Annotated in this window: 20 protein-coding genes; 4 read left to right on the top strand and 16 right to left on the bottom strand. The window is 55.8% G+C overall.

Annotation, left to right across the window (positions count from 1 at the left end; all coding sequences use genetic code 11):
* Positions 1–88: 88 nt before the first annotated feature.
* The gene (locus tag H7R76_RS07660) at positions 89–1,198 is read right to left on the bottom strand and encodes an AI-2E family transporter (RefSeq protein WP_182930256.1); all 1,110 of its coding nucleotides are present in this window, start codon (positions 1,196–1,198) and stop codon (positions 89–91) included.
* A 229-nt stretch (positions 1,199–1,427) separates the two neighbouring features.
* Here H7R76_RS07660 and H7R76_RS07655 point away from each other — a divergent pair, with 229 nt between their 5' ends.
* Entirely contained in the window at positions 1,428–2,399 is a 972-nt protein-coding gene (locus H7R76_RS07655) for a DUF1852 domain-containing protein (RefSeq protein WP_106924285.1), read from the top strand.
* A 27-nt stretch (positions 2,400–2,426) separates the two neighbouring features.
* Positions 2,427–3,458 (top strand): methionine synthase, encoded by a 1,032-nt coding sequence (locus tag H7R76_RS07650; protein ID WP_106924284.1) that lies wholly within the window; start codon positions 2,427–2,429, stop codon positions 3,456–3,458.
* Positions 3,459–3,506: 48 nt separating this feature from the next.
* Here H7R76_RS07650 and H7R76_RS07645 read toward each other — a convergent pair whose 3' ends face one another.
* The 15 genes from H7R76_RS07645 to lrhA form a co-directional block, all read right to left on the bottom strand.
* Positions 3,507–3,902, bottom strand: coding sequence for a VOC family protein (locus tag H7R76_RS07645; protein WP_182967400.1), 396 nt, complete (start codon positions 3,900–3,902; stop codon positions 3,507–3,509).
* A 101-nt stretch (positions 3,903–4,003) separates the two neighbouring features.
* Positions 4,004–5,461: an NADH-quinone oxidoreductase subunit NuoN gene (gene nuoN, locus H7R76_RS07640; protein ID WP_106924282.1), complete on the bottom strand. Its 1,458-nt coding sequence runs from the start codon at positions 5,459–5,461 to the stop codon at positions 4,004–4,006.
* Between the two features lie 6 nt (positions 5,462–5,467).
* On the bottom strand, positions 5,468–6,997 hold the full coding sequence (nuoM, locus tag H7R76_RS07635) for an NADH-quinone oxidoreductase subunit M (RefSeq protein WP_182928566.1): 1,530 nt from the start codon (positions 6,995–6,997) through the stop codon (positions 5,468–5,470).
* A 100-nt stretch (positions 6,998–7,097) separates the two neighbouring features.
* On the bottom strand, positions 7,098–8,939 hold the full coding sequence (gene nuoL, locus H7R76_RS07630; protein ID WP_182967398.1) for an NADH-quinone oxidoreductase subunit L: 1,842 nt from the start codon (positions 8,937–8,939) through the stop codon (positions 7,098–7,100).
* Positions 8,936–9,238 (bottom strand): NADH-quinone oxidoreductase subunit NuoK, encoded by a 303-nt coding sequence (gene nuoK / locus H7R76_RS07625; protein WP_035892477.1) that lies wholly within the window; start codon positions 9,236–9,238, stop codon positions 8,936–8,938. The genes nuoL and nuoK overlap by 4 nt, the downstream gene beginning before the upstream one ends.
* Complete coding sequence (gene nuoJ, locus H7R76_RS07620; protein ID WP_182967396.1) at positions 9,235–9,789, bottom strand: NADH-quinone oxidoreductase subunit J; 555 nt, start codon at positions 9,787–9,789, stop codon at positions 9,235–9,237. Before nuoJ ends, nuoK begins: the two co-directional genes overlap by 4 nt.
* Before the next feature lie 11 nt (positions 9,790–9,800).
* Positions 9,801–10,343, bottom strand: a complete 543-nt coding sequence (gene nuoI / locus H7R76_RS07615) for an NADH-quinone oxidoreductase subunit NuoI (protein WP_106924278.1) — start codon at positions 10,341–10,343, stop codon at positions 9,801–9,803.
* Between the two features lie 13 nt (positions 10,344–10,356).
* Positions 10,357–11,334 carry an NADH-quinone oxidoreductase subunit NuoH gene (nuoH, locus tag H7R76_RS07610; protein ID WP_035892479.1) on the bottom strand — a complete coding sequence of 326 codons (978 nt, stop codon included), beginning with the start codon at positions 11,332–11,334 and terminating at the stop codon, positions 10,357–10,359.
* Entirely contained in the window at positions 11,331–14,057 is a 2,727-nt protein-coding gene (nuoG, locus tag H7R76_RS07605) for an NADH-quinone oxidoreductase subunit NuoG (RefSeq protein ID WP_182930254.1), read from the bottom strand. The genes nuoH and nuoG overlap by 4 nt, the downstream gene beginning before the upstream one ends.
* 32 nt (positions 14,058–14,089) lie before the next feature.
* The gene (gene nuoF, locus H7R76_RS07600) at positions 14,090–15,427 is read right to left on the bottom strand and encodes an NADH-quinone oxidoreductase subunit NuoF (protein ID WP_106924276.1); all 1,338 of its coding nucleotides are present in this window, start codon (positions 15,425–15,427) and stop codon (positions 14,090–14,092) included.
* A complete protein-coding gene (nuoE, locus tag H7R76_RS07595; RefSeq protein WP_002913160.1) occupies positions 15,427–15,927 on the bottom strand; it encodes an NADH-quinone oxidoreductase subunit NuoE in 501 nt (166 codons plus the stop codon). The genes nuoF and nuoE overlap by 1 nt, the downstream gene beginning before the upstream one ends.
* 2 nt (positions 15,928–15,929) lie before the next feature.
* Positions 15,930–17,735, bottom strand: a complete 1,806-nt coding sequence (nuoC, locus tag H7R76_RS07590) for an NADH-quinone oxidoreductase subunit C/D (protein WP_106924275.1) — start codon at positions 17,733–17,735, stop codon at positions 15,930–15,932.
* A gap of 93 nt (positions 17,736–17,828) precedes the next feature.
* The gene (gene nuoB, locus H7R76_RS07585; RefSeq protein ID WP_002913178.1) at positions 17,829–18,503 is read right to left on the bottom strand and encodes an NADH-quinone oxidoreductase subunit NuoB; all 675 of its coding nucleotides are present in this window, start codon (positions 18,501–18,503) and stop codon (positions 17,829–17,831) included.
* 15 nt (positions 18,504–18,518) lie between these two features.
* A complete protein-coding gene (nuoA, locus tag H7R76_RS07580) occupies positions 18,519–18,965 on the bottom strand; it encodes an NADH-quinone oxidoreductase subunit NuoA (RefSeq protein WP_106924274.1) in 447 nt (148 codons plus the stop codon).
* 625 nt (positions 18,966–19,590) lie between these two features.
* Complete coding sequence (gene lrhA / locus H7R76_RS07575) at positions 19,591–20,532, bottom strand: transcriptional regulator LrhA (protein WP_106924273.1); 942 nt, start codon at positions 20,530–20,532, stop codon at positions 19,591–19,593.
* Positions 20,533–21,070: 538 nt separating this feature from the next.
* Between lrhA and H7R76_RS07570 the strand changes: the two genes are divergently transcribed.
* Complete coding sequence (locus H7R76_RS07570) at positions 21,071–22,051, top strand: IS5-like element ISKpn26 family transposase (RefSeq protein WP_182930037.1); 981 nt, start codon at positions 21,071–21,073, stop codon at positions 22,049–22,051.
* Between the two features lie 317 nt (positions 22,052–22,368).
* Positions 22,369–23,349, top strand: a complete 981-nt coding sequence (locus H7R76_RS07565) for an IS5-like element ISKpn26 family transposase (protein ID WP_068815383.1) — start codon at positions 22,369–22,371, stop codon at positions 23,347–23,349.
* Positions 23,350–23,529 lie beyond the last annotated feature (180 nt).

Genomic DNA, 23,529 nt, shown 5'->3' with positions numbered 1-23,529 from the left:
GAATTAGCATCATTGAAATTATAGGAAACGCCCATTTTCACGTGGCAATAAAAAAGCGGCCATAGCCGCTTTTGTTATCGTCATCCCATTATGCTTCCGGGGGATTTTTGCCTTCCGCAATAAACTCTTCGTCCAGACCTTCAACGTTGCCCGCGTGGTCGCGCCCGGAAAACAGGTTCCAGCAGGCGAGGAACAGCGCGGCAATCAGCGGCCCAATCACAAAACCGTTAATACCGTAGATTTCCATACCGCCGATGGTGGTGATAAGAATCAGGTAATCCGGCATTTTGGTATCTTTGCCCACCAGCAGCGGGCGAAGAATATTGTCCACCAGCCCGACAATAATCACGAAGAAGCCAACGATAAACAGCCCCTGCCAAAGCTGTCCCGTGGAGAACAGGAAGATAGCCGCGGGCACCCAGATAATGGCCGATCCGACGGCAGGCACCAGCGAGAGAAACGCCATCAGCGCGCCCCACAGAACGCTGCCGTCGATATCAACAATGGCAAAGGCGATACCGCCAAGCGTCCCCTGCACCACCGCAACTACCGCCGTGCCCTTGACCGTGGCCCGCGTCACGCCAACAAATTTGGCAAACAGGTGCTGCTTCACGAAATCGGTCAGCGGCAGTGAATCCAGAATGCGGGTAACCAGATACGGGCCATCTTTGAGCAGGAAGAACAGCAGATAGAGCATGATACCGAAGCTGATGGCGAAACCGAACGTCCCCTTACCAATCAGAAACGCGCTGCCGGCAAGATACTGCCCGCCCTGCAGGGCCAATTCGGACAATTTTTTCTGGATCTGCGCCACATTATCCAGGTTGTGTTCGATCAGGAAGCCCCTCGCCCAGCGCGGCAGATGCGAGAAAATACTGGCGATCGTCTCCGGGAACCGCGCGTTGTTTTGCTGAAGCTTGGTGTACACCACGTTCAGCTCCAGCGCCAGCGACGACAGAATGGCCATCAGCGGGATAAAGACAATCAGGCAGATGATCACAATGGTCACCAGCGACGCCAGGCCATTGCGATCGCCCATCATGCTGCGCAGCTTATTTTTCACCGGGTTAAACACCACGGTAAGGATAGCCGCCCACAAAATGGCGGAGAAATAAGGTGAAAGGATATCGAAAAATGCCCAGGTAACGAGGGCCAGAATGAAAATGAAAAAGCCTTTGGTCAAGCCGTTAAATCGCATTGGTGCGTCCTGTTGCGGGAAATCTTTGTCGACTATAGGTGCGTTTGCCCCGATTTACCAGGTTAGCGCATCACCGACGCAACATGAAAATAGCTCATGTTCAATGAAATTAACTCGCTTTCTCTCCCCGTACGGCTCTGGCATAAATTACACCATGTTAACTTATTGACAACATGAAAACGGTTCACAGGCTCAGTTTTCACGTCAGAACTCAGGATGCAACGTCGCTATGAATACAGATTTCACCTTTGCCATTACGCGCAGCCGTTTTGATGAAAACTATAATCCGTCAGAAAACACGCGCATTACCACCAACTTTGCCAATCTGGCGCGGGGTGAGAACCGTCAGCAGAATTTACGCAATACGCTAATCATGATCGACAATCGCTTTAATACGTTAGCGCATTGGGATAATCCGCAAGGCGATCGTTATGCCGTCGAGCTGGATATCATTTCCGTAGAAATGAAGATTGCGGGCAGCGCTTTCCCGGCAATCGAGATCCTGCAAACCAATATTATTGATAAAAAGACCAACGAACGCATTGCGGGCCTCGCCGGCAACAACTTCTCGTCTTATGTGCGCGACTATGACTTTAGCGTCTTATTGTTAGGCCACAATAAAGACCGCGAGCAGTTTAGCCTGCCAGCACATTTTGGCGATCTGCACGGCAATATCTTCAAGCATTTCGTGCAGTCTGCAGAATACCGCGCGCAGTTTAAAAAGCCGCCGGTAATCTGCCTGAGCGTATCGAACAAAAACGCCTATCAGCGTACCGGCAACCAGCACCCGGTGCTCGGCATCGAATACCAGCAGCACGGAACGTCATTAACCGAAACGTACTTCAGCAAGATGGGCCTGCAGGTGCGCTACTTTATGCCCAAAAACAGCGCCGCCCCGCTGGCCTTCTTCTTTACCGGCGATTTGCTGGGCGATTACAGCGATCTTGAGCTGATTGGCACCATCGCCACCATGGAAACCTTCCAGAAGATTTATCGCCCGGAGATTTATAACGCCAACTCGGCGGCAGGCCTGCACTATCAGCCGAACCTGAGCCACGAGGATCATTCGTTAACCAAAATTGTTTACGACCGGGAAGAGCGCAGCCGTCTGGCGATTGAACAGGGCAAGTTTACCGAAGAGCATTTCATTAAACCGTACAAGAAAATTCTTGAGCAATGGTCTGCTAACTACGCACGTTAATTTAATCAAAATAAAGGTTATCTACTTATGAAAACATTGCTCCCGACTTCAACGGCTGGCAGCTTACCGAAACCGTCCTGGCTTGCGCAGCCGGAAACGCTGTGGTCGCCGTGGAAATTACAGAACGAAGAGCTGATTCTCGGCAAACAGGATGCGCTGCGTTTATCGCTGGACGACCAGCTGCGCGCGGGCATTGATATTGTCAGCGACGGCGAGCAAACCCGTCAGCACTTTGTTACCACGTTTATTGAGCACCTCAGCGGCGTGGATTTTGAAAAACGCGAAGTGGTGAAAATTCGTAATCGCTATGACGCCAGCGTGCCCACGGTGGTTGGCGCCGTCGAGCGTAAAAAACCGGTGTTCGTGGATGACGCGCGCTATTTACGTCAGCTCACCAAGCAGCCGATAAAATGGGCGCTGCCGGGGCCGATGACCATGATCGATACCCTTTACGACGCCCACTACAAAAGCCGCGAAAAGCTGGCGTGGGAATTTGCCAAAATCCTCAACCAGGAAGCCCGCGAGCTGGAAGCCGCCGGCGTCGATATTATCCAGTTTGACGAGCCGGCGTTTAACGTTTTCTTCGATGAGGTCAACGACTGGGGCATCGCAGCCTTAGAGCGGGCGATTGAAGGGCTGAAATGCGAAACGGCCGTGCACATCTGCTACGGCTACGGCATTAAAGCCAACACCGACTGGAAAAAGACGCTGGGCAGCGAGTGGCGTCAATACGAAGAAGCGTTTCCGAAGCTGCAGGCATCGAATATCGATATCATCTCGCTGGAGTGCCATAACTCCCGCGTACCGATGGATCTGCTGGCGCTGATTCGCGGCAAGAAGGTGATGGTCGGCGCAATTGATGTCGCCAACCACGCCGTCGAGACGCCGGAGGAAGTCGCCGATACCCTACGCAAAGCCCTGCAGTTTGTTGATGCCGATAAACTCTACCCATCAACCAACTGCGGCATGGCACCGCTGCCGCGCCACGTGGCCCAGGGCAAGCTGAATGCGCTCAGCGCGGGGGCGGAGATCATTCGCCGGGAACTGACGGCGAAATAACGTCACAAGACACAGGCGATCGCCAGGATCGTCTGTCAGTTACGCAGGCTACGCGTTCTGATACAGATCCCAGCGGTTGCCATACAGATCTTCAAACACCACCACCGTACCATACTCCTCCTCCCGCGGCGCTTCGCAAAAATGCACACCTTTGGCCTTCATCGCATGGTAATCGCGCCAGAAATCATCGGTCTGCAGAAACAGAAATACTCTCCCGCCGCACTGATTACCGATAAAACCCTGCTGCCGTTCGTTAGACGCGCGCGCCAGCAAAAGGTTACAGTCGCTTTCCGCGTTGGGTGATACCACCACCCAGCGTTTTCCCGGCTGCGGCGTATCTTCAATCAGCGTGAACCCCAGTTTGTCCGTGTAGTACTCAATCGCGCGGTCGTAGTCGTCAACCACAATGGCGATGTGCCCCAGGCACCTTTTTTGCGTTCTCATTCGCTGCTCCGTTCAGATTCATACGCCGTATACCCTACACGCTTTCAGGCATAAAAAAACCGCCGATAAATCGGCGGTTCTTCACATCATCAGCAGGAACATTACATCAGCGGCATCGCCATCTGCACAATGCTAATCAGCGGCTGCGGATAAATACCCAGCACCAGCACCAGCAGTGCGGAGATCAGCACCACGATACCGCCCGCGCTGTACTGCCAGTTAGACGGCGCATCGCGGCCCGGCTGCTGCGGCGCGCTGAGATACAGGCTGACGGCCACGCGCAGGTAGTAGTAAAGGCCAATCGCGGAACCAACGACTACCGCGCCGACCAGCCACCACAGGTGTGCCTGCACGCCGACGGCCAGTACGTAGAACTTACCGATAAAGCCAAGGGTCATCGGAATACCGGCCAGCGACAGCATCATCACCGTCATCACCGCCGCCAGAATCGGGCGATTCCAGAACAGGCCACGGTAGGAGTACAGCGAGTCAGCATCCGGGCCACGGTACGGGCTGGACATCAGGCTCACCACGCCGAAAGCGCCGAGGCTGCTGAACAGATAACCGGCCAGATACACGCCTACAGTTTCCATCGACATCTCGCCGCTGTGCAGCGCAATCAGCGCCACCAGCAGGTAGCCGAGGTGAGAGATAGACGAGTAGCCGAGCAGACGCTTGATGTTGGTCTGGCTGAGCGCCATCAGGTTACCGAAGATGATGGAAGCGAAGGCAATCAGGCCCAGCACCACGCGTACCGCTTCGCTGTCGCCGACCGGGGCGTACAGGAACAGACGCATCACCACGCCAAAAATGGCAATCTTGCTGGCGGTTGCCAGGAAGGTTGACACCGGCGCAGGGGCACCCTGATAGACGTCCGGCGTCCACAGGTGGAACGGCACCAGCGAGAGCTTGAAGCCCAGGCCCACGATCATCATGCCCAGCCCCGCCAGCAGCAGCGGTTCGTGCAGCATGTTATCACTGAGGCTCTTGCCGAGCGCCAGGAAGGAGAGATCGCCAGACTGCGCGTACAGCAGCGCCATACCGAACAGCAGGAAGGACGAAGCCGCCGCTGACAGAATGGTGTACTTGATGCTCGCTTCCAGAGAACGCTTCTGTCGGAAGGCATAGCCAATCAGGCCGAACAGCGGCAGTGAAATCAGCTCAATACCGAGGAACAGCGCCGCCAGGTGGTTGGCGTTCGCCAGCAGAATGCCGCCGAGCGCGGCAATCAGCACCAGCAGGTAGAACTCTTCCTTGTTATCGGTATAGCCCTCAAGCCACGGATAAGCGAACGTACAGGTGGCAAGGCTCGCCAGCAGCACCAGCCCGGTGTAGAGCATTGCGTAACCGTCAACGCGCATCAGCGGCGTGACGTCCATGGCGCCCGCCTGGCCAACAAACCAGAGCGAAACCAGCGCGGCGTTAAGCCCAATGACCGACAGCGTGGCATTGAGGAAGTGATTGCGTCGCCACGCAATGGAGAGCATCACAACCACCACCGTCAAGCCGACGATCAGCAGCGGTAACAGCGCGATCAGTTGTTGTGGAGTTATTGTCATGGCGAATTACGGCCTTGTAGTTGAAACAGAATTAACAAACCACTGCTGGATGTTGCTCATCGCAGAATGTGACGTGTCCAGAATAGGCTGCGGGTAGAAGCCCAGCAGAACCAGAAGCACGACCAGTAACAGAACGATAAACAGCTCGCGCAGCGACATCCCTGGCAGCTCTTTTGCCGCGATTTCGCTCTTCGCTTTGCCGAAGTATGCCCGGTGCAGCATCGCCAGCGAGTACACGGAGGCAAACACCAGACCGAAGGTAGAAATCACCGTAATCACCGGCACGACATGGTAGCTGCCGAACAGGATCATAAATTCGCCGACGAAGTTACCGGTACCCGGCATGCCCAGCGTCGCCACCGCGAAGAACATCGACAGCGCCGGCAGCCACTTAATTTTGCCCCACAGGCCACCCATCTGGCGCATGTCGCGGGTATGCAGACGTTCGTACAGCTGGCCGCACAGAATGAACAGACCGGCCGCAGACAGCCCGTGCGCGATCATCTGAATCACCGCCCCCTGGTACGCCAGCTGGCTACCGGTATAGATAGCAATCAGTACGAAGCCCATGTGGGAAACGGAGGTGTAGGCAATCAGGCGTTTAATGTCGTACTGGGTAAACGCCATCCACGCGCCGTAGAAGATACCGATCACACCCAGCCACATCGCGATAGGCGCGAACTCGGCGGAGGCGTTCGGGAACAGCGGCAGCGCAAAGCGCAGCAGACCGTAGGCCGCGGTTTTCAGCAGAATCCCCGCCAGGTCAACGGAACCCGCGGTCGGTGCCTGAGAATGCGCGTCCGGCAGCCAGCCGTGCAGCGGCACAACCGGCATTTTCACCGCGAAGGCGATGAAGAAGCCGAGCATCAGCAGGTATTCCACGCCGTGCGACATTGGGGTTTTCAGCAGGTCCTGATAGTTGAAGGTCCACACGCCGGTCGCGTTATGGTGCACGAACACCAGCGCCAGGATGGCAATCAGCATCACCAGACCGCTCGCCTGGGTATAGATGAAGAACTTGGTGGCCGCCGTGATACGCGTTTTACCGTCAGAGGCTTTATGCCCCCACAGCGCGATCAGGAAGTACATCGGCACCAGCATCATCTCCCAGAAGAAGAAGAACAGGAACATGTCGATGGCGAGGAACACGCCGATTACGCCGCCCAGGATCCACATCAGGTTGAGGTGGAAGAAGCCCTGGTATTTTTCGATTTCGCGCCAGGAACAGAGCACCGCCAGCACGCCGAGCAGGCCGGTCAGCACCACCATCAGCAGCGACAGACCGTCGATAGCCAGATGGATAGTAATGCCAAAGCGCGGGATCCACGGCAGAATAAACTCAGACTGCCACTGCGGCAGACCGGCGGATTGCGTGAGTGAGTAGCCGCCCTGCAGCCACAGCTGCAGGCCAAGCGCGAGCGTCAGTCCCATGGTGACCAGCGCAATCCAGCGCGGCATCTTCACGCCGAAGCGTTCGGTCTGCCAGCAGAGAAAACCGCCGATAAAGGGAATCAGTATTAGCCAGGGTAATAACATGGCAGTTCATTTCCTTATTCATCTATCCGGTAGCGCATCGCCCGCCGGAACAGGAAAACAGCACGACATTTTCATGGGGAGGAAAATCCTCCCCAACGAATTAACGCAACACCATCAACAGCGCCAGCACCACGACGGCACCAATGCTCATTGACGCGACATACCAGCGCAGATAGCCGTTCGCACTCAGCACCAGACCTTTACCCGCCAGGCGAGAAAGGATGGCCGGAATGTTCATCAGCGCATTCAGCGGGTCACTCTTCAGCAGCCAGGCGATGCCCAGGAACGGTTTCACAAACACTTTGTCGTACAACCAGTCAAAGCCCCAGGCGTTGTACCACCAGGTGCCCAACAGACGGCCCGGCGCGCTGTTGGCAATCGCGGTGACCAGGCTACGTTGGCCCAGCCACAGCCATGCGGCAATCAGGATACCGGCAATCGCCACCACGCCGGAGGTGATTTCCAGCGTCAGCACGCGGCCATGTTCCAGCTCGGTCGTGGCTGGCAATACGCCGTGCAGCGGCGGCACAATCAGTGCGCCAATAAAGGTCGACAGGATCATCAGCACAATCAGCGGCAGATGATGGGTAATCCCCTTCCCTGCGTGCGCGTGGATCTGCTCTTTACCGTGGAAGACGATGAAGATCATACGGAAGGTATAGAGCGAGGTCATGAATGCACCGACCAGGCCCGCAACCATCAGATTGATATGACCGTTGGCCATCGCACCGGCGAGGATTTCGTCTTTACTGAAGAAGCCCGCGGTAATCAGCGGCAGCGCGGAGAGCGCGGCACCACCGACCAGGAAGCAGGCATACACCAGCGGAATCGACTTACGCAGGCCACCCATCTTGAAGATGTTCTGTTCGTGATGGCAGGCCAGAATAACCGAGCCGGACGCCAGGAACAGTAGCGCTTTGAAGAACGCGTGAGTCATCAGATGGAAAATCGCCGCATCCCACGCCTGTACGCCAAGCGCCAGGAACATGTAGCCAATCTGGCTCATGGTGGAGTAGGCCAGCACGCGTTTGATATCGGTCTGCACCAGCGCGGCAAAGCCCGCCAGCACCAGGGTAATCGCCCCGACAATCCCGACCAGATGCAGCACTTCCGGCGTCAGCAGGAACAGACCGTGAGTACGGGCAATCAGGTACACGCCCGCGGTCACCATGGTCGCTGCGTGGATCAGCGCAGAAACCGGCGTTGGGCCCGCCATCGCATCCGCAAGCCAGGTCTGCAGCGGCAGCTGCGCGGATTTACCGACCGCACCGCCCAGCAGCATCAGGGTTGCCCACATCAGCATGTCGTTGCCTGCGGCAAAGTGCGCCGGCGCCAGTTCAACCATTTCGCGGAAGTTCAGCGTGCCCAGCTCGTTGTAGAGAATGAACAGCGCGAACGCCAGGAAGACGTCACCGACGCGGGTGACAACGAAGGCTTTCATCGCCGCAGCGCCGTTCTTCGGATCGGTGTAGTAGAAACCGATCAGCAGATAGGAGCACAGGCCCACGCCTTCCCAGCCTAAGTACATCAGCAGCAGGTTATCCGCCAGAACCAGAACCACCATGCTGGCGATAAACAGGTTGGTGTAGGCGAAGAAGCGGGAGTAGCCCTCTTCACCGCGCATATACCAGGAGGCGAACATGTGGATCAGGAAGCCCACGCCGGTTACCACGGAGAGCATGGTCAGCGACAGGCCGTCCAGCACCAGGCTGAAGCCAATGTTAAAGTCGCCGACGGACATCCACGTCCACAGCGGCAGGCTGAACGCCTGCTTGCCGTTGGCAAAGAAGTCTACCCCGACAAAGGCGGTCACCAGCGCGGCCAGGCCAATCGACCCGACGCCAACGGTGGCGGAGAGGTTTTCCGACCAGCGCCCGCGGGAGAAAGCCAGCAGCACAAAGCCAATCAATGGCAAAATAATGGTTAAGGCAAGCATGTTCATCCGCGCAACTCACTTACTGAATCGATGTTCAGGTTCTGGCGGCGACGATGGAGCTGCAGCAGCAGCGCCAGGCCAATACTCGCTTCCGCAGCCGCGAGGGTAATGGCGAGGATATACATCACCTGACCGTCGGTCTGGCCCCAGTAGCTGCCGGCGACCACGAAGGCCAGCGCGGCGGCGTTAATCATGATTTCCAGCCCAATCAGCATAAACAGCAGGTTGCGACGGATAACCAGACCGGTTAAACCCAGCACGAATAAAATCGCCGCGAGGATCAGCCCATGTTGTAAAGGAATCATGCGTGTTCCTCCGTTTTCCTTTTCGCGCTATCGCCAGCACGGTTGCTCAGCACTTCGCCCATGCGGTCTTCACGACCGATATGGAAGGCCACAACCAGGCCCGCCAGCAGCAGCATCGACGCCAGTTCCACCGCCAGTACGTACGGCCCGAACAGCGCAATACCGACGTCTTTCGCGCTGATGGCGTTGCCATCAATGCCCTGGTCATTCAGGCCGAGGATGGCGTACACCATCACAGCCAGCAGCACGGCGGAAAGAATCGCCGGGCCAATCCAGATTTGCGGCTTCAGCCACTGACGTTCCTGAGCGATTTCCGCACCGCCCAGGTTCAGCATCATCACCACGAAGACGAACAGCACCATGATGGCGCCCGCGTAAACGATGATCTCCAGCGCACCGGCGAAATACGCCCCCAGCGAGAAGAACACCCCGGCAATCGCCAGCAGCGAGATAATCAGATACAGCAGCGCGTGTACCGGGTTAGTGTGCGTAATCACTCGCAGCGTCGCGAGGACAGCAACAAGGCCACAGATATAAAAAGCGAATTCCATTGCCCCTCTCCTTACGGTAACAGGCTCTTGACGTCGATAGGCTTGGCTTCGTTCTCTGCTTCGCCTTTATCTTTGCCGTCGATTGCCATACCCGCCATCCGGTAGAAGTTATATTCCGGGTATTTGCCCGGACCGGAAATCAGCAGATCCTCTTTTTCGTACACCAGATCCTGACGCTTGTATTCGCCCAGTTCAAAATCCGGGGTCAACTGAATCGCCGTGGTCGGGCACGCTTCTTCGCACAGGCCGCAGAAAATGCAGCGTGAGAAGTTGATGCGGAAAAACTCCGGATACCAGCGACCGTCTTTGGTCTCCGCTTTTTGCAGAGAGATACAGCCTACCGGGCAGGCTACCGCACACAGGTTACAGGCAACGCAGCGCTCTTCGCCGTCCGGATCGCGCGTCAGCACGATACGGCCACGGTAGCGCGGCGGCAGGTAGACCGGCTCTTCCGGGTACATTTGCGTTTCGCGTTTGGCGAACGCATGCAGGCCGATCATCCAGATACTGCGTACCTGGGTGCCGAAGCCTACGATTAATTCTTTTAAGGTCATGGTCTATAGCCCCTTATGGCTGCTGCCAGAGAATGACAGCCGCCGTTACCAGCAAGTTGATGAGCGTCAGCGGCAGGCACACTTTCCAGCCGAAGGACATTACCTGGTCATAACGAGGACGCGGTAACGACGCACGAATCAAAATGAACATCATCATAAAGAACGCGGTTTTCAGCGCGAACCAGATGAATGGCGGTAAGAACGGGCCTTGCCAGCCACCGAAGAACAGCGTCACGATCAGCGCTGACACGGTGACGATACCGATGTATTCGCCTACGAAGAACAGACCGAATTTCATACCGGAATATTCAATGTGATAGCCATCGGCCAGCTCCTGCTCGGCTTCCGGTTGGTCAAACGGGTGACGGTGACACACCGCCACGCCCGCAATCGCAAAGGTAATGAAGCCGAAGAACTGAGGAATGACGTTCCACAGGTGCGCCTGGTTATTGACGATGTCGGTCATGTTGAATGAACCGGCCTGCGCCACTACGCCCATCAGAGACAGGCCCAGGAACACTTCGTAGCTCAGGGTCTGCGCAGACGCACGCATCGCACCCAGCAGGGAGTATTTGTTGTTGCTCGACCAACCGGCGAACAGCACCGCGTAGACCGCCAGACCCGCCATCATCAGGAAGAACAGAATCCCGATGTTCAGGTCGGCGACCACCCAGCTTGGGCTGACCGGCACAATGGCGAAGGCCAGCAGCAGCGAGGTGAAGGCGATAACCGGTGCCAGCGTAAAGATCATACGGTCCGTAAATTTCGGGACCCAGTCCTCTTTAAAGAACATTTTGATCATATCGGCAACGAGCTGGAGCGAACCGCCCCAGCCTACGCGGTTTGGCCCGTAGCGGTTCTGGAACAGGCCCAGAAGGCGACGTTCGCCAAAGCTCATGAACGCCCCGCAGGTGACAACCACCAGCAGAATCACCACGGCTTTAACGATGCTGAGGAGGATCTCAATCAGATCCGGCGTTAACCAACTCATGCTTTTGCCTCCTGCAGATTATCAAGGCGCCCGCCCGCCATCACCGGCGCAATGCCCGGCATGCCCATCGGCAGACCGACCTGCCCCGCCGCCAGACCTTCAGAAATAATCAGCGGCAGGCTGATTGTCTGTCCGTCATAGCTAAAGGCAATGCGTGCGCCCGCGTTGACGCCAAGCTTCGCGGCGTCCGCCGGGTTAAGCTTGATGTACGGCTGCGGCATGCGGCTCTGGAAGACCGGAGAACGCTGGGACATTTCGTCACTACCGAACAGATGGTAGTAAGGTGCAATACGCCAGCTGCCTTCCTGCGCCTGGAAACTTTCCGGCACGGCGCTGAAGAACGCCAGACCGCTTTCGGAAGCTTCAATCAGACGTACGCCCGGGTCGCCGTGGCGCAGTTTACCGCCCACTTCAGCCTGGAACTTGTTCCATGCCTGCGGGGAGTTCCAGCCCGGTGCCCATGCGAATGGGATCTGCGAGCGCGGCGCGCCCGGCTGGTTGTTCCCTTCCATCGAGAAGGCGAACATGGTGTCTTTATCCTGCGGCTGACGCGGTTCGTGCACGCTGATGTTTGCGCGCATTGCCGTACGACCGCTGTAGCGGTGCGGTTCACGCGCCAGCTTCTGACCGCGAATACGGAAGCTTGCGTCCGGCGCGGCGTCTTTAATACCCGCCAGCTGAGGCAGCTTTTCCACCACCGCATCGATCACGTGGTCGAGCTGCGTCCAGTCCACTTCGCGGCTCTGCACGGTGCTGTGCAGCGAGTGCAGCCAGCGCCAGCTTTCCAGCATCACGGTTTTGCTGTCGTAGTACGCCGGGTCATACACCTGGAAGAAGCGCTGCGCGCGGCCTTCGTTGTTGATGACCGTACCGTCGCTTTCCGCGAAGCTTGCTGCGGAGAGCACCAGGTGCGCTTTATCCATAATCGCGGTGCGCTGATGGTCAATGACCATCACCAGCGGCGCTTTAGAAAGCGCAGCGTCAACGCGCGCAGCGGAAGCATGGCGGTGCAGATCGTTCTCCAGCACCACTACCGCATCGGCTGCGCCGGACTCCAGCTCGCTCAACGCCGCTTCCAGAGAACCGCCGCCAATCATGCCCAGACCGATGCTGTTCACCGCGCGGGCAATCATGGTAACCCCCACGTCGGCGCCGCGGCCTTTCAGCGCTTTAGCCACGTTGGCTGCGGCCTGAATAATTTCCGCGCTTCCGGCGTTGGTACCGGAAATAATCAGCGGTTTCTTCGCTCCCGCCAGCGCCTGCACGATCACGTCGATCTTGCCCTGCAGATCGCGATCCAGACCTTCAACGGCCGGGGCGCTGTTATCCAGCGCGTGCGCGATAGCAAAGCCCAGTCGCGCCTGGTCTTCCACCGGTGCGCGATAGGTCCACGCCGCAATGTCATCCAGACGAGTATCGTCAACGTTGGTCACAAACAGCGGATGTTTTGCGCGCTGGCCAATGTTGAGGATGGCCGCAATCTGCCAGTCAGCCACTTTTTGCGCTGCCGCCATTTCACGCGCTTTACCTTTGACCGCCTGGCGAACCGCCAGCGCTGCGCGCGCGCCGGTCTGGGTTAAATCTTCACCCAACACCAGCACCGCATCATACGTTTCAATTTCGCGCAGCGCCGGGGTATGAATACCGCCTTCGCGCAGCACTTTCAGTACCAGCTGCAGACGTTCCTGCTCGCTCTGGGCAATACCGGTATAGAAGTTTTCCGCTCCAACCAGCTCGCGCAGCGCGAAGTTGCTTTCGATGCTGGCGCGTGGGGAGCCGATACCGATAACCTTTTTCGACTGGCGCAGAATATCCGCCGCACCCTGCATCGCCTGTTCGGCGTTGAGCGTAATCAGGTCATCGCCACGGCGCTGAACCGGCTGACGCGGACGGTCTTTCAGGTTCACATAGCCATAGCCGAAACGACCGCGATCGCACAGGAAGTAGTGGTTCACGGTGCCGTTGTAGCGGTTTTCGATACGACGCAGTTCGCCGTAGCGTTCGCCCGGGCTGGTGTTACAGCCCAACGAGCACTGCTGGCAGATGCTTGGCGCAAACTGCATGTCCCACTTACGGTTGTAGCGCTCGGAGTGGGTTTTATCGGTAAATACGCCGGTCGGGCAAATTTCGACCAGGTTACCGGAGAATTCGCTCTCCAGGGTGCCGTCTTCCGGACGCCCGAAGTAGACGTTGTCGTGCGCGCCGTAGACGCCCAGATCGGTGCCGTCAGCGTAGTCTTTGTAGTAACGCACGCAGCGGTAACAGGCGATGCAGCGGTTCATTTCGTGAGAGATGAACGGCCCCAGGTCCTGGTTACGGTGGGTACGTTTCGTAAAGCGATAGCGACGGAAGCTATGGCCGGTCATCACGGTCATATCCTGGAGGTGGCAGTTGCCGCCCTCTTCACAGACCGGACAGTCGTGCGGGTGGTTGGTCATAAGCCACTCCACCACGCTCTCGCGGAACTGCTTCGCTTCTGCGTCGTCGATAGAAATAAAGGTGCCGTCAGATGCCGGCGTCATGCAGGACATCACCAAGCGACCACGCGTGTCTTCCGCGTTTTGATATTGCTTCACCGCACACTGGCGGCAAGCACCGACGCTGCCCAGCGCCGGGTGCCAGCAAAAGTATGGAATATCAAGGCCCAGAGAGAGACATGCCTGTAACAGGTTGTCCGCTCCGTTAACCTCGTATTCTTTGCCGTCTACATGAATCGTAGCCATTAGCGTGCTTCCAAAATAAATAAATCTTTAGATTACCAGCGCGTCTTAAGCAGGTTCGGCTGAATCCCGTTGATTGCATGGGTATTGCTGAACTGCTGCTTAATGCCTGCCTCGAATTCGTCGCGGAAATACTTAATGGCGCTCTGCAGCGGCTCAACCGCACCAGGCGCATGCGCGCAGAAGGTTTTACCCGGCCCTAAGAATCGACACAGTTGCTCAAGCGTCTCGATATCGCCAGGCTGGCCTTCACCCTTTTCAAGGGCGCGCAGAATTTTCACGCTCCACGGCAGGCCGTCGCGGCACGGCGTACACCAACCGCAGGACTCACGGGCGAAGAACTCTTCCAGGTTACGCACCAGCGACACCATGCCAATCTCGTGGTCGACGGCCATCGCCAGCGCCGTCCCCAGACGGCTGCCCGCTTTACCGATGCTTTCGAATTCCATCGGCAGGTCAAGGTGCGCTTCGGTCAGGAAGTCGGTCCCCGCGCCACCTGGCTGCCAGGCTTTGAACTTCAGGCCATCGCGCATGCCGCCCGCGTAGTCTTCGAGAATTTCACGCGCCGTCGTGCCGAACGGCAGCTCCCACAGCCCCGGGTTTTTCACGCGGCCGGAGAAGCCCATCAGCTTGGTACCGGCATCTTTGCTTTTCGAGATGTTCTGGTACCACTCAACGCCGTTAGCCAGAATCGCCGGAACGTTACACAGCGTTTCGACGTTGTTGACGCAGGTCGGTTTGCCCCATACGCCGGAGCTTGCCGGGAACGGCGGCTTGGAGCGCGGGTTGGCGCGGCGGCCTTCGAGGGAGTTAATCAGTGCGGTTTCTTCACCGCAGATATAACGCCCGGCGCCGGTGTGCACGAACAGCTCGAAGTCAAAGCCGGTGCCGAGAATGTTCTTCCCGAGCAGGCCCGCTTCGGTGGCTTCCGCAATGGCACGACGCAGATGCTGCGCCGCTTCAATATATTCCCCACGCAGGAAGATGTAGCCGCGGTACGCCTTCAGGGCAAACGCGGAGATCAGCATGCCTTCCACCAGCAGGTGCGGCAGCTGTTCCATCAGCAGGCGGTCTTTGTAGGTACCCGGCTCCATTTCATCGGCGTTACACAGCAGGTAACGGATGTTCATGGATTCGTCTTTCGGCATCAGGCTCCACTTCAGACCGGTGGAAAAGCCCGCGCCGCCGCGCCCTTTCAGGCCAGCGTCTTTTACCTGGTTGACGATCTCGTCCGGCGCCATCCCGGTGAGCGCTTTTCGCGCCCCGGCATAGCCGTTTTTCGCCTGATACTCTTCCAGCCACACCGGCTGCTTGTCGTCACGAAGACGCCAGGTCAGCGGATGGGTTTCGGGAGTCAGAATAATATTCTTCATTATTTATACTGCTCCAGCAGGTCAGGAATGGCTTCCGGCGTCAGATGGCTGTGAGTGTCCTCATCAATCATCATGGTCGGCCCCTTGTCGCAGTTGCCCAGGCAGCAGGTCGGCAGCAGCGTGAAGCGACCATCAAAGGTGGTTTGACCCGGTTTGATGTTCAGCTTCTTCTCGATTGCCGCCTGAATACCCTGGTAACCGGTAATGTGGCACACCACGCTGTCGCAGTAGCGAATCACGTGACGACCGACCGGCTGGCGGAAAATCTGGCTGTAGAACGTCGCCACGCCTTCGACGTCGCTCGCCGGAATACCCAGCACGTCGGCAATAGCGTAAATGGCGCCGTCCGGTACCCAGCCGCGCTGTTTCTGAACGATTTTCAGCGCTTCAATGGACGCCGCACGCGGGTCTTCGTAGTGGTGCTTCTCGTGCTCAATGGCTTCACGCTCTGCCGCACTCAGCTCAAAAGCCTCGGTTTGTGGTTGTTGATTCTCGTGCATAATTAGCGGTCCACGTCTGACATAACAAAATCAATACTACCCAGGTAGACGATAAGGTCTGATACCAGGCTGCCACGGATCGCCGACGGAATCTGCTGCAAGTGCGCATAGCTCGGCGTACGGATACGGGTGCGGTAGCTCATGGTGCTGCCGTCGCTGGTCAGGTAGTAACTGTTAATACCCTTGGTCGCTTCCACCATCTGGAAGGACTCCTGCGCCGGCATAACCGGGCCCCAGGAAACCTGCAGGAAGTGGGTGATCAGGGTTTCAATGTGCTGCAGCGTGCGCTCTTTCGGCGGCGGCGTGGTCAGCGGGTGATCCGCTTTGAACGGGCCTTCCGGCATGTTGTCGAGGCACTGCTGAAGAATGCGCAGACTCTGGCGCAGCTCTTCCACTTTCAGCATCACGCGGGTGTAGCAGTCAGAAACGCCACCGCCGGTCGGGATTTCAAAGTCGAAGTTTTCATAGCCAGAATACGGACGCCATTTACGCACGTCGAAGCCGATACCGGTGGCGCGCAGGCCAGCACCGGTGGTGCCCCACTCCAGCGCTTCTTTTGCGGTATAAGCCGCAACGCCGACGGAGCGGCCTTTCAGAATGGTGTTACGCAGCGCGGCTTTCTCGTAGGAGTCCAGACGCTTCGGCATCCACTCGAGGAATTCACGCAGCAGACGATCCCAGCCGCGCGGCAGGTCGTGCGCCACGCCGCCGATACGGAACCAAGCCGGGTGCATACGGAAACCGGTAATCGCTTCGACCAGATCATAGATTTTCTGACGGTCGGTAAAGGCGAAGAAGACCGGCGTCATCGCGCCGACGTCCTGAATAAACGTCGAAATGTACAGCAGGTGGCTGTTGATGCGGAACAGTTCGGAGAGCATCACGCGAATAACGTTTACGCGGTCCGGCACGGTGATCCCGGCCAGTTTTTCTACCGCCAGCACGTACGGCATTTCGTTCACGCAGCCGCCGAGGTACTCGATACGGTCGGTGTACGGAATGTAGCTGTGCCAGGACTGACGCTCGCCCATCTTCTCGGCACCACGGTGGTGATAGCCGATGTCCGGTACGCAGTCGACAATCTCTTCGCCATCAAGCTGCAGAATAATACGGAATGCACCGTGCGCAGACGGGTGGTTCGGGCCGAGGTTGAGGAACATGAAGTCCTCGTTTTCGGTCCCGCGCTTCATGCCCCACTCTTCCGGTTTGAAGGTCAGCGCTTCCATTTCCAGATCCTGCTTGGCTTTGGTCAGCTCAAACGGGTCGAATTCGGTGGCGCGCGCCGGGTAGTCTTTACGCAGCGGGTGGCCTTCCCAGGTCGACGGCATCATGATGCGGCGCAGGTTAGGGTGGCCGTTGAAGGTAATGCCGAACATTTCCCAGGTTTCACGCTCGTACCAGTTGGCGTTCGGGAAAAGTTTGGTCAGCGTTGGCACGTTCAGGTCGTTTTCAGACAAAGCCACCTTGAGCATGATATCGCGATTGCGGTCTATTGAGATCAGGTGGTAGAAAACGGAAAAGTCCGCGGCCGGTAAACCGTCGCGGTGGGTACGTAAGCGTTCATCCATGCCGTGCAGGTCAAACAGCATCACATAAGGCTTCGGCAACTTCTTGAGGAAGTCGACGATCTCCAGCAGCTGCTCGCGCTTAACCCAAACGACAGGAACCCCGGTGCGGGTGGCCTGAACGGTAAATGCATCCGGCCCAAAACGGTTGCGCAGTTCGCCGATGACCGGATCATCAAGGTGATCGCGGGTTTGCCATGCGGCCGCTTCTTGCGCGGTTAAATCGGTCATATTGTTCACCATTGCAAAAGGTCCGTGGTGACTGCCGGAGGTGGCCTTCGCGCTGTTGTATGTTGATTTGCGAAGTCAAAAGATGCCACCGCCCGCAGGCGCAAATTAAATCTCGTCTGGCGTGCGCAGATTCGTCACTGCAATGCGTTCGCCGCGTTTACGCTCGCGTTCCGACTGCATATTGGCGCGGTACACGCCCTGATCGCCAACGACCCATGACAGCGGGCGACGTTCTTTACCGATGGACTCCTGCAACAGCATCAGCGCCTGCATATAGGCTTCTGGACGCGGCGGGCAGCCCGGAATATACACGTCAACCGGGATAAACTTATCGACGCCTTGCACCACGGAATAGATATCGTACATGCCGCCGGAGTTGGCGCAGGCACCCATCGAGATAACCCACTTCGGTTCCAGCATCTGGTCATACAGGCGCTGAATGACCGGGGCCATTTTGGTAAAGCAGGTACCGGCCACCACCATCAGGTCAGCCTGACGCGGGGAAGCGCGCAGTACTTCCGCACCAAAACGCGCAACGTCATGCACCGCAGTGAATGACGTCACCATTTCTACGTAGCAGCAAGAAAGGCCGAAGTTGTAGGGCCAGATTGAGTTCTTACGACCCCAGTTGACCATGTCGTGCAGCGCGTGTTCGAGTTTCCCCATGTACACGCTTTTGTTCACCTCTTGCTCCAGGGGGTCGGTCACGATCTCCTGCTTTTGCAGAGGGTAACGGTCGTTCTCACCGTTAGGATCTATGCGGGTGAGCGTATAATCCATCTTATTGCCTCGCTTTTACTGCGTATTACGGTTAGTGACGCTGTCGTTTTCCGGGTTTACCAGCGTGCGGCGAGAACGCGCAGGCGTCCAATCGAGCGCGCCAATGCGAACGAGGTAAACCAGACCGGCCAGCAGCACAAATATGAAAATGGCGGCTTCGATAAAGCCAACCCAACCGCTCTCGCGAATGGACGTTGACCAGGCGTACAGGTAAAGCGCTTCGACGTCGAAGATGACGAAGAACATGGCGACCAGATAGAACTTGGCCGACAGGCGCAGTCGTGCGGAGCCAACGGAGTCGATGCCCGATTCAAACGGGGTGTTTTTGCTACGCGCGCGCGCGCGACCGCCAAGGTACCAGCCGCCGATGAGCATCAGGCAGCAAAGGCCAATGGCAATGATCAGAAAGATAGCGAATGCCCAGTGATGAGCGATGATTTCAGTGGATGTTGACATACGCAAAGCTTACCAAATTAGTAGCTTACCCTGCTCTGCTCTTACCGGCAGATGGACGCTACATCGATTCATGGGGAGGATTAAAAAACCTACAAACAGCCCAATTGGAACGCCAGACCGCAAAATGTTGAGGTTTTTTACTCCTTTCTATAACCTTTTGTCAACTTTAACAAAAGTTTCCTCACATTAATTTACATCAAAGTCATTTCATTAACATTACGTGCCCTTTGATTCTATTCACCTCAGTAGACCTTAAGGTTTATCGGTTGGTGAATCGTGTCCGTTTTGTAGCAATGACAGGAATTACCCCTCTATTTTGACAGGAATTACTAACGATTCCTCCCCCCCATGAGGGGTATTTTCTTGATCTAAGACACGCTTTTGTTAATTCGCCCTGTAAAACGGCAACAATCTATCCGTTTTTTTAACATTAGCAGGAGATATGGCATTGCGTTTGCCATGGGTAGGTATGAATAGAAAAATAATTCTAATTACATGATTATTATCACATTAATAAATTTATTTTTTCGGTCCTGGCGAAAAAACGCAAAAAAAGAACCGCAAACTGGCTTTTTATCGTCTACGATTCTTTTTTGCACTTACATTTTGTTACTACTTTTCAACCGGAATGTTAATCAATGTCCCTTTCAAATATAAGGGGATTATCTCCCTCTTCCGGCGTATACACACCCGTCTGTGGCCAGGCGTCGTGCCGCGGTTCTTGCGACTCAAAAATCATCTGCGCTAGCTCGTTGCCGCTTTCCGCGTTATAGCTCAGCATGTATTCGGTTTCCGGCAGATCCGGCATCCCTTCCCCTTTCCCCAACGCGCGCAGATCGGGGCTCATCATTTCTACCGGGCGCGCCGTCACGCCAAGCCCAGCCTTCACCGCCGCGCGAACGGCCGAGAGCGACGACGCAACGTAGGCTAAACGCCACGGCATTCCGGCGGCATCAAGCGTCTTGAGGATGGTGTCGCGGAACGGGCTTGGATCGTCGAGCAGCACCAGAGGCATCGGCTCTTCGGGGCGCAGCGTAAACTCCGCAGCACAGTACCAAAGCGTAGGCGAGGTCCGCAGTACCGTCGAGGCAAAACCTTCCAGCGGGTGCGACGTTAACGCCAGGTCCACTTCTTGATTCTTAAGCATATCGGCCATCACGCAGTGACGTTTTACCCGCACGTCAAGCGCCAGCTTAGGATACGCCGAGCTAATGCGGTTTAATAAAAACGGCAGAATGGTGTCCGCAGATTCGTCGGATGACCCCAGCGTCAGTTGACCCTGTAGCGGGTTAAACATTAGCGACGTGCATGCTTCATCGTTAAATCGCAGAATTTTTCGCGCATAGCCCAGCAGTTGAATACCGTGCTCCGTTAACAGCTTATTTCGCCCATGACGGGCAAAAAGCTCCTTTCCTACCAGCTGCTCCAGGCGCTGCATCTGCTGGCTTACGGCGGATTGGGTACGGCACACCGCGGCAGCAGCGGCGGCAAAGGTGCTCAGATCGGCAACAGCAACAAAGGTTCTCAGCAGATCGAGGTCGAGATTCAGTATCGGACGATTAGCATTTATCATATTAATCCACTTACAGGTGCGGAAACCGACCTGCCTTATTGATGCTGCACTCAAAAATTTCAGGCTAATCCTTTAAACATCTTTCACCAATCTCTGACGAATGACTGCCCGACGAGTGTCAGTATTAAAATTGTCTGCGACGGCAATGCGCGCAGTTCCTTTTTACAATATGTCCGTAAACATGTCGCTATTTATCGGGTTCTCCCTGGGTGAGGCCTCGCGTAAGAAGTTGTAGGAAGCGACTTCGCGATTATGCTTCAGAGGGATTGCTGTACGTTTTAAAAGAAGCTAATAAATATGATGAATAACATTGAGTTATAAAACCTATAATGATAATCATCAGTGAAACTAACTCATAGGGCTCTTACTGACCTCAACATATTAACCGAAATCCATAAGATTTATAAGCCTTAATAAGCCGTATCTCAAACTGAAAAAGGTTTAGAATCAAAACAATTTAAGAAATCTAAGGAAGGTGCGAACAAGTTCCTGATATGAGATCATCATGTTCATCCGGAGCGCATCCCAGAGGGACATCATGAGCCATCAACTCACCTTCGCCGATAGTGAATTCAGCACTAAGCGCCGTCAGACCCGAAAAGAGATTTTCCTCTCCCGCATGGAGCATATTCTGCCATGGCAGAATATGACCGCTGTCATCGAGCCGTTTTATCCCAAGGCGGGCAATGGCCGACGGCCCTATCCGCTGGAGACCATGCTGCGTATTCACTGCATGCAGCATTGGTACAACCTGAGCGACGGTGCCATGGAAGATGCCCTGTACGAAATCGCCTCCATGCGCCTGTTTGCCCGATTATCCCTGGATAGCGCCCTGCCGGATCGCACCACCATCATGAATTTCCGCCACCTGCTCGAGCAGCATCAACTGGCCCGTCAATTGTTCAAGACCATCAATCGCTGGCTGGCCGAAGCAGGCGTCATGATGACCCAAGGCACTTTGGTGGATGCCACCATCATTGAGGCACCCAGCTCTACCAAGAACAAAGAGCAGCAACGCGATCCGGAGATGCATCAGACCAAGAAAGGCAATCAGTGGCACTTTGGCATGAAGGCCCACATTGGTGTCGATGCCAAGAGTGGCCTGACCCACAGCCTAGTCACCACCGCGGCCAACGAGCATGACCTCAATCAGCTGAGTAATCTGCTTCATGGAGAGGAGCAATTTGTCTCAGCCGATGCCGGCTACCAAGGAGCGCCACAGCGCGAGGAGCTGGCCGAGGTGGATGTGGACTGGCTGATCGCCGAGCGTCCCGGCAAGGTAAAAACCTTGAAGCAGCATCCGCGCAAGAACAAAACGGCCATCAACATCGAATACATGAAAGCCAGCATCCGTGCCAAGGTGGAGCACCCGTTTCGCATCATCAAGCGGCAGTTCGGCTTCGTGAAAGCCAGATACAAGGGGCTGCTGAAAAATGATAACCAACTGGCGATGTTATTCACCCTGGCCAACCTGTTTCGGGTGGACCAAATGATACGTCAGTGGGAGAGATCTCACTAAAAACCGGAAATAACGCCAGAAATGGCGGAAAAAATAGCCTAAATAGGCTGATTCGATGTGTTTGCGGGAAAAAAATCGGCCCAGATCCGCGAAATTTTAATCAGCGAGTCAGCTTTGGAAGAAATGACCTGCTTATTCGCACCTTCCCTAACAAATCACATTCATTACTTTTCAAAATATAAAAAAATATTAATCTTTGCGAAGAGTCACCATTAACATCAGCTTCACAAAAATGGGTATCATGCCTAAGGAAGGTGCGAACAAGTTCCTGATATGAGATCATCATATTCATCCGGAGCGCATCCCAGAGGGACATCATGAGCCATCAACTCACCTTCGCCGATAGTGAATTCAGCACTAAGCGCCGTCAGACCCGAAAAGAGATTTTCCTCTCCCGCATGGAGCATATTCTGCCATGGCAGAATATGACCGCTGTCATCGAGCCGTTTTATCCCAAGGCGGGCAATGGCCGACGGCCCTATCCGCTGGAGACCATGCTGCGTATTCACTGCATGCAGCATTGGTACAACCTGAGCGACGGTGCCATGGAAGATGCCCTGTACGAAATCGCCTCCATGCGCCTGTTTGCCCGATTATCCCTGGATAGCGCCCTGCCGGATCGCACCACCATCATGAATTTCCGCCACCTGCTCGAGCAGCATCAACTGGCCCGTCAATTGTTCAAGACCATCAATCGCTGGCTGGCCGAAGCAGGCGTCATGATGACCCAAGGCACTTTGGTGGATGCCACCATCATTGAGGCACCCAGCTCTACCAAGAACAAAGAGCAGCAACGCGATCCGGAGATGCATCAGACCAAGAAAGGCAATCAGTGGCACTTTGGCATGAAGGCCCACATTGGTGTCGATGCCAAGAGTGGCCTGACCCACAGCCTAGTCACCACCGCGGCCAACGAGCATGACCTCAATCAGCTGGGTAATCTGCTTCATGGAGAGGAGCAATTTGTCTCAGCCGATGCCGGCTACCAAGGAGCGCCACAGCGCGAGGAGCTGGCCGAGGTGGATGTGGACTGGCTGATCGCCGAGCGTCCCGGCAGGGTAAAAACCTTGAAGCAGCATCCGCGCAAGAACAAAACGGCCATCAACATCGAATACATGAAAGCCAGCATCCGTGCCAAGGTGGAGCACCCGTTTCGCATCATCAAGCGGCAGTTCGGCTTCGTGAAAGCCAGATACAAGGGGCTGCTGAAAAACGATAACCAACTGGCGATGTTATTCACCCTGGCCAACCTGTTTCGGGTGGACCAAATGATACGTCAGTGGGAGAGATCTCAGTAAAAACCGGAAATAACGCCAGAAATGGTGGAAAAAATAGCCTAAATAGGCTGATTCGATTGTTTGCGGGAAAAAAATCGGCCCAGATCCGCGAAATTTTAATCAGCGAGTCAGCTTGGGAAGAAATGACCTGCTTATTCGCACCTTCCCTAATCCTTATTTGCTGAGATTTTATTTAAAATT

The organism is Klebsiella sp. WP8-S18-ESBL-06 (genome assembly GCF_014169755.1).
Lineage (GTDB): Bacteria > Pseudomonadota > Gammaproteobacteria > Enterobacterales > Enterobacteriaceae > Kluyvera > Kluyvera ascorbata_B.
Note: the sequence above shows the minus strand (reverse complement) of the source record. Positions and strands in the feature narration are given on the sequence as shown.